A 6,518-nucleotide genomic window follows, 5' to 3' on the forward strand; every position below is an offset into this window, starting at 1 on the left:
GGAAGGCGCGTCGACGATATCCCGGTTGTCCTGATGATCGTCTAGCGAGCCCGGTAGGACTGGGCTGCGCTCCTTAGGGAGAATGGGAAACCGGGAGCCGAACATCACTCTGTGACCGAAGCCAACGCATCAGGTCACGCATTGGAGATTGGTTCGAGAACCGCAGGACGGCAACACTCTGTCCAGCGGAAGGAAAGATTGAGCCGATCGGCGTCGATGCCGATCAAAACGAAACTGAACCCAAGGAAAAGCCGCCAGTTCAAGGCGTTTTGCCCCTTGTGTTCTTTCATTGGAGACCAATCATGATCGCGATCAAGAGAACGATGGCACTGACGGCTATTCCGCTGGTTCTGGCCGGTTGCGTCAGCAGTGCCCAATACGCCGGAAAGGAAGCGGGCTTTTCCACGGTCTCCGCCAAGGTCGGTGGTGTCACGTCCAAGCAGACTGTCTGGGTGCAAAACCAGCAGCAGGCACAGGCAACGTCCTCTCGCGTGAAGGCGTTCCTTGGCAGGAACAAGGTGCTGGACGCCGAGACCGCCGTTCAGGTCGCGCTCATCAACAACAAGGGCCTGCAGGCAGCCTATGCCGATCTGGGCGACAGTGCAGCAGATGCCTGGCAGTCGACGATGCTGCTGAACCCGACGGTTTCTATCGGCTTCTCGGGGATCGGTGCGCCGGAACTTGAGGCATTTCGCACAATCGAGGGGGCGATCACCACAAACCTTCTCGCCTTGATGACGAAGAAACGGGACATCGAAATCGCCGACACTCGTTTCAGGCAGGCTCAGTTGAACGCTGCCGTCCGGACCCTGCAGCTCGCGGCGGAAACCCGTCGGGCCTGGATCAATGCCGTGGCCGCGTGGGAAAACGTCGGTCAGCTACAACGAGCACAAGCAGCCGCCGACGCAGCGTCAGAACTCGCCGAAAAGCTGGGTGAAACAGGCGCAATGACCAAGGGAGGCCAAGCCCGCGAGCATGTCTTTGTTGCCGAGCTGGCTGGCGAAACGGCAAAGGCAAGGTTGACGGCTCGTCTTGCCAAGGAGGAACTCACGAGGTTGATGGGCCTGTGGGGCACCGACGTCGACTTCCAGGTCCCGAACAGTCTCCCGGCGCTGCCACGGTCGCTTGCCAAGCGCGACGCAATCGAAGCCGAAGCCCTCAGAAACCGTATTGATCTTCAGGTCGCCCGTCTGGAGCTGGAGGCCACCGCGCGATCCTATGGCCTGACCGAGGCCACCCGCTACGTCACCGACCTGGAAATCCTCGCAGGCTTCGAGGCCGAACGCGAAGTCGAGGACGGGAAGAAGAAGTGGGAAACCACTGCTGCTGGCGAGCTGGAGTTCTCAATCCCCATCTTCGACACCGGCAAGGCACGGATGCGCAAGGCAGAGCTTGGCTACATGCGAGCCGCGAACCAATTGGCGGAGAAAGCCGTCAATGTGCGTTCGGAGGCGAGATCGGCCTACGAGGCCTACCGCTCCAACTACGACATCGCCCGGCACTACCGCAACAACGTCGTCCCGCTTCGTACCAAGGTCGAGGAAGAGTCGCTGCTCACCTACAACGGCATGATCACCAACACCTTCGAATTGCTCACCGACACACGGGACAAGATCAATTCCATCCTGCTTTCCGTCAATGCCAAGCGAGACTTTTGGCTGGCCGACGCGAACCTCGCCCCCGCTGTCTACGGCGGCGGCTCGTCTGCGGCGGCAGCCGAGACCGAGATTGCTTCAGTCTCCGAAAGCGGCGGCGGCGCTCATTGAGAAAGGACACTCAGATGTTCAACAGACGACAACTTTTTGGCGCTGGCGCAGCCCTGATGGCAGCCGGAGCCTGGACCAAGACCTCCGCGATGGGCCTGCCGGACGCTCCGGCAATGGCGTCGGCCGACATGCAGCCTCCACTGCACCCGACCTCGGGGCCCGATTATCAGCCGGTCGTGACCCTCAACGGCTGGACGCTTCCCCATCGGATGAACAACGGGGTGAAGGAGTTTCATCTCGTCGCCGAGCCGGTGGAGCGCGAGATGGCCGATGGCATGACCGCCTATCTCTGGGGGTACAATGGGCAATCTCCGGGACCGACCATCGAGGCCGTCGAGGGCGACCGTGTCCGCATCTTTGTCACCAACAAGCTGCCGGAACACACGACGATCCACTGGCATGGCATGATCCTGCCGTCTGGCATGGACGGCGTGGGTGGCCTTACACAGCCTCACATTCCTGTCGGCAAGACGTTTGTCTACGAGTTCGATCTCGTGAAGTCCGGCACCTTTATGTACCATCCGCATTCGGACGAAATGGTCCAGATGGCGATGGGCATGATGGGTTTCTTCGTCGTCCATCCCAAGGACCCGAAGTTCATGCGCGTCGACCGGGATTTCGTGTTCCTGCTCAACGCCTATGACATCGATCCTGGCACATATGTCCCCAAGGTCATGGAAATGACCGACTTCAACATGTGGTGCTGGAACAGCCGCATTTTCCCCGACATCAGCCCGCTTGTGGTTTCCAAGAACGACCGCGTGCGTATCCGCGTCGGCAACCTGACGATGACCAACCACCCGATCCACATGCACGGCTACGACTTTGAGGTCACCTGCACCGATGGCGGATGGGTGCGGCCGGAAGCGCGGTGGCCGGAGGTCAGTATCGACATTCCCGTCGGGGCGATGCGGGCCTACGAGTTCGACGCCAAGTACCTCGGCGACTGGGCAATCCATTGCCACAAGTCGCATCACACCATGAACGCGATGGGCCACGACATCCCGACCTTCATCGGTGCCGACAAGTCGAAGGTCGCGGAGAAAATCCGCAAGCTGCAGCCCGATTACATGCCGATGGGAACCAAAGGCATGGCCGACATGGGCGAAATGGAAATGCCCATCCCCGAGAACACCATTCCAATGATGACCGGCTGGGGTCCTCACGGCCCCATCGAGATGGGCGGCATGTTCTCCGTCGTGAAAGTCCGTGAAGGCATCTCGGCCGACGATTACTCCGACCCGGGTTGGTACGAAAACCCGCCCGGGACCCAGGCCTGGGAGTGGACCGGCGAACTGCCGGACCCGACTAAGGCCAAAGACGCAAACACCACCATCACGCCCAAGCCGATGAAACACGGCTGACGCACATCCTCAGCAACAAAAGGACCTGACATGAAAATCTACGCACTTGCATTGGCTCTTGCAGCCCTTACCAGCCCTGCCCTGGCCTCCGGCAACCACGCTGGCGGACATGGGGAAAAGATGGCGGTTGGTGAACCTGGCGATAAGGCGAAGGTCACACAGACCATCCGCGTCACGATGAAAGAGACCGAAGACGGTAAGATGCTGTTCCAGCCTGCTGTCATCAAGGTTCGCAAGGACCAGACTGTGAAAATCTCCATCAAGAACGCTGGGGAAACCGACCACGAGTTCGTGCTCGACCAAGAGGACAAAATCCTGGAGCACAAGAAGGTGATGGAGAAGTTCCCTGAGATGGAACACGCCGACCCCAACTCAATTCGCCTTGCAGCGGGTGAGTCTGGCGAGATCGTCTGGAAGTTCACGACCGGCGGCGACTTCAAGTTCGCCTGCCTCATCCCCGGCCACTACGAGGCTGGCATGCATGGCGATGTCACCGTCGCTGCCAAGTAACCGCCCCAAAAAAGGAGACTTAACAATGAAGATCGCACTTAAACTCGCTTTGGCCTCCCTGCTGTCCATCAGCGCCGCTGCTGGAGCATTCGCGCAGGAGTTCACCAAGGGCGTCGTCAACAAAGTCGACGCGAAAGGACAGAAGGTCACCATCAAGCATGAGGACCTGAAGAACCTCGACATGCCCGCCATGACAATGGTTTTTCGGGTCAAGGATGCGGCCATTCTGGAACAGTTGAAGGAAGGCAAGAGCATCGAGTTCGTTGCCGAGCGCGTTGATGGCAAGCTGACCGTCACGCAGGTCAAGTAAAGAGTGGGCCCGGGCCGCTGAAACCGGCCCGGGCTCCACGAAGGCACCTTACCTTGCGCCGAGGTTCGGCTATCTGAGTTAAACGATTACGACACCGGGCGGGTGCATAGCGATTCTACCAGGTCCTCTTTCCAGTCGAGTGTCGCCTGACTTGGCAGCGGCAGGTACTCCTTGCCACCCACGAAAACCTTCCCCGGCAAACACTTGACCCGAGCGTCATGACTTCCATGATCAATATAAACGGTCGTGCCGTCTCTTAGCCGCTCGGTCAGCCCTATAGTGACATCATAGTCGTATTCCTGAGACCGAGACGCGGTGACGGATCGCACCGACAAGGCAACCGAGAAATCCTCCGAGAAGATTGACGTGTGAAATGATGGAAGTTCAGCGCCAATACTTGAGGCAGCCAAGCTGACAAGGGACATTAAAAAAATCGTCGGTCCCCACATGTAGCCCTCCCAAGCCGGAGTGAGTACGGTCCATCTTACTCCTTGCTCAGAAAGCGGTCGATAGCGTCTGTCGCGGCCGGGAGGGCCGCTTGGCTCTAACACGGCAAGCTCTTCGCGCGACTCAACCCTCATAATTATGCCCCGGACGCCTATCATGCTTTTAGCCGCGCCAACTGTCGTGATGTCGAAGAGCGAGCAAAAGTACATGCCGCTTTAGCCCAATTCTCTTTCCTATGAGGACGTAAAGTGGTTTCTATTCGTGTCGATCCATTTCCTTCGAATGAAGAACTGAATGGACTTTGGGCGGAAGCTTGGGGCGGTGATGGAGCAAGGGACTTCGGCCCGGTTTTGGCACGAAGCCTTGCGCACCCTGGGGCCTACCACGGACAGCGGCTAGTCGGGTTTGTTAATGTTGCCTCAGATGGCGCTATACATGCGTTTATTCTAGATACCTGCGTCAGCCCTCCTATGCGCAGGAAGGGCGTCGCCACAAGGTTGGTCAAAGAGGCGACAAATGTTGCCCGAGACAGGGGCGCAGTGTGGCTACACGTCGATTTTGAACCGCATCTAAGGTCGCTCTATCGAGATTGCGGCTTTCAACCATCAGAGGCAGGCCTCATTCGGCTGAAGTGACGCAAGGGAATTCTATCGCCCATGCCCGCAAATGCCTTAAGCAGACTGGCGGCTCGCGCGGAGGCCTCCCCGAGGAACAAGCCTTACGCTCGGACGTTATTGGGAAGCCGGGCGTAAGTGTAATCGGAGCGCGGTGCTCTCCTTCCCCCGGGTCTCCTGGGGTTGCTTCCAGCCTTCGAGTTGTGACGCAGGGTTCAAATCCCTGCCCCGGCTACCAAACACCGATCTCGGCGCCTGGGGTGCTCACACCACTGTCAACCAAGCTCACGAAGCAGATTTGAAAGCCGAGCGTACGCAACCAGAACTTGTCCGTTGACGTCATCTCGTCCGCAATCGCAGGAATGTCCACTACGCCCGATTTCGTGCAGATAGAGTACTATATCCGATAGAATGTTTCTTGATTGGGAAAGCCTGAAGCAACTAACTCAATCCGCTGATACGCAGCCTCATCATCCAAGCCGACCGGGTCCGCAATGACATAAGAATGGCGTCCGATTGCTGCGATATCGCTCCCGGCCTCACTCATAGCATTCACAAAGACTTGCGGTTCCATCCGGCTCATACCAACAGGTTGCCACGAGGAACGGTTGGGAACTACTCTCAATTTTGGTGGGTTCCGGTATGCCCGGCACGGGATTCCGCCCTGCAGATCGGGAAGCAAAGTTGAGTTCGGTCGTAGGTCATCTCGAACCGTTAGCTCACGAACCTAGTAACGGGCTCGCAGAAGGGATTTTCCCATGGCTCTACGTCTCCGCCCAAACTTCCCACCATTCATCCAGGACGAGAATGGCCATATTCCCACGGCGGACGACACCGCGAATTGGCTGGTAATTGTGACGAAAGAGGCAATGGAGGAGGTAGCATCACCACCAGATGCCTCGCACCAGCGGCTTCTGGAACACATTGGGACGTTCGGCGAGGTTGCCACCTATAAGTTGGAACATGGTCGCGCCGGGGATGAAGACACAATCTGGGTTCAAAAGGAGGATGTCGCCAAATGGCGACGCACTCGTTCCAACCGATTGTAGGGCTACGAGCCGTCGCCCATTGCCCGGTGCACATCTACAGCTAATCGCTAAAAGAACCTTAGACCTGCTAGCTAAAAACCAAATCTAGCCCGCGCGGTCTGACAAGCGCCATCACCAGGAACACAAGCTCGGCAAACATCTGGCCGAACTTCATAAACAAGGCATGCCGTGCTTACGCCTACTTCACCGGCCAGCGCGGAGCATCGCGAGCCTTCGCAGCGCATGCCGCCTTGATCAGCTGCCACATAGTAGACGGGGACCAAATCCAGATCGTCATCAGCTTCCGTGGTGAACCTGGGCCACTCGGACGAGTATGAGCAGCACGCACCGCAGCTTTGGCAATCGATTTCGCCCACAAACGCCACGCTCACCCTCGTCGCACGAGGGAGATTTCCGTGCTTCACTTGTGCTTCAGAAGCCAAAGCTTGCCCGCCATGGTAATTCGGTAAGGCAAATGC

General features: G+C 58.1%; 8 protein-coding genes. 6 read left to right on the forward strand and 2 right to left on the reverse strand.

Features of this window, described 5'->3' with window-relative positions:
• The first annotated feature begins 302 nt into the window (after nucleotides 1-302).
• From RHIBUN_RS0132680 to RHIBUN_RS0132695, 4 genes are read left to right on the forward strand one after another with little or no spacing between them, the layout of a single operon-like run.
• Nucleotides 303-1,766, forward strand: coding sequence for a TolC family protein (locus RHIBUN_RS0132680; RefSeq protein WP_025662853.1), 1,464 nt, complete (start codon nucleotides 303-305; stop codon nucleotides 1,764-1,766).
• Between the two features lie 14 nt (nucleotides 1,767-1,780).
• A complete protein-coding gene (locus RHIBUN_RS0132685; protein ID WP_025662854.1) occupies nucleotides 1,781-3,130 on the forward strand; it encodes a copper oxidase in 1,350 nt (449 codons plus the stop codon).
• Nucleotides 3,131-3,160: 30 nt separating this feature from the next.
• Nucleotides 3,161-3,640 (forward strand): plastocyanin/azurin family copper-binding protein, encoded by a 480-nt coding sequence (locus tag RHIBUN_RS0132690; protein WP_025662855.1) that lies wholly within the window; start codon nucleotides 3,161-3,163, stop codon nucleotides 3,638-3,640.
• 25 nt (nucleotides 3,641-3,665) lie between these two features.
• Nucleotides 3,666-3,950, forward strand: a complete 285-nt coding sequence (locus RHIBUN_RS0132695; protein WP_025662856.1) for a copper-binding protein — start codon at nucleotides 3,666-3,668, stop codon at nucleotides 3,948-3,950.
• 86 nt (nucleotides 3,951-4,036) lie between these two features.
• Here RHIBUN_RS0132695 and RHIBUN_RS0132700 read toward each other — a convergent pair whose 3' ends face one another.
• Entirely contained in the window at nucleotides 4,037-4,399 is a 363-nt protein-coding gene (locus RHIBUN_RS0132700) for a hypothetical protein (protein ID WP_025662857.1), read from the reverse strand.
• A 246-nt stretch (nucleotides 4,400-4,645) separates the two neighbouring features.
• On the opposite strand from RHIBUN_RS0132700, the gene RHIBUN_RS36190 reads away from it, so the two are divergent.
• Together RHIBUN_RS36190 and RHIBUN_RS0132720 are read left to right on the forward strand one after the other, a co-directional pair.
• Nucleotides 4,646-5,032 carry a GNAT family N-acetyltransferase gene (locus RHIBUN_RS36190; protein WP_084659951.1) on the forward strand — a complete coding sequence of 129 codons (387 nt, stop codon included), beginning with the start codon at nucleotides 4,646-4,648 and terminating at the stop codon, nucleotides 5,030-5,032.
• 737 nt (nucleotides 5,033-5,769) lie between these two features.
• Nucleotides 5,770-6,060: a hypothetical protein gene (locus RHIBUN_RS0132720; RefSeq protein WP_025662859.1), complete on the forward strand. Its 291-nt coding sequence runs from the start codon at nucleotides 5,770-5,772 to the stop codon at nucleotides 6,058-6,060.
• A gap of 71 nt (nucleotides 6,061-6,131) precedes the next feature.
• Here the strand turns inward: RHIBUN_RS0132720 and RHIBUN_RS36195 are convergent, their stop codons facing one another.
• Nucleotides 6,132-6,425, reverse strand: coding sequence for a YkgJ family cysteine cluster protein (locus tag RHIBUN_RS36195; protein WP_084659953.1), 294 nt, complete (start codon nucleotides 6,423-6,425; stop codon nucleotides 6,132-6,134).
• Nucleotides 6,426-6,518: the final 93 nt, after the last annotated feature.

It is taken from the genome of Rhizobium sp. IBUN (genome assembly GCF_000510625.1).
GTDB classification, from domain to species: domain Bacteria; phylum Pseudomonadota; class Alphaproteobacteria; order Rhizobiales; family Rhizobiaceae; genus Rhizobium; species Rhizobium altiplani.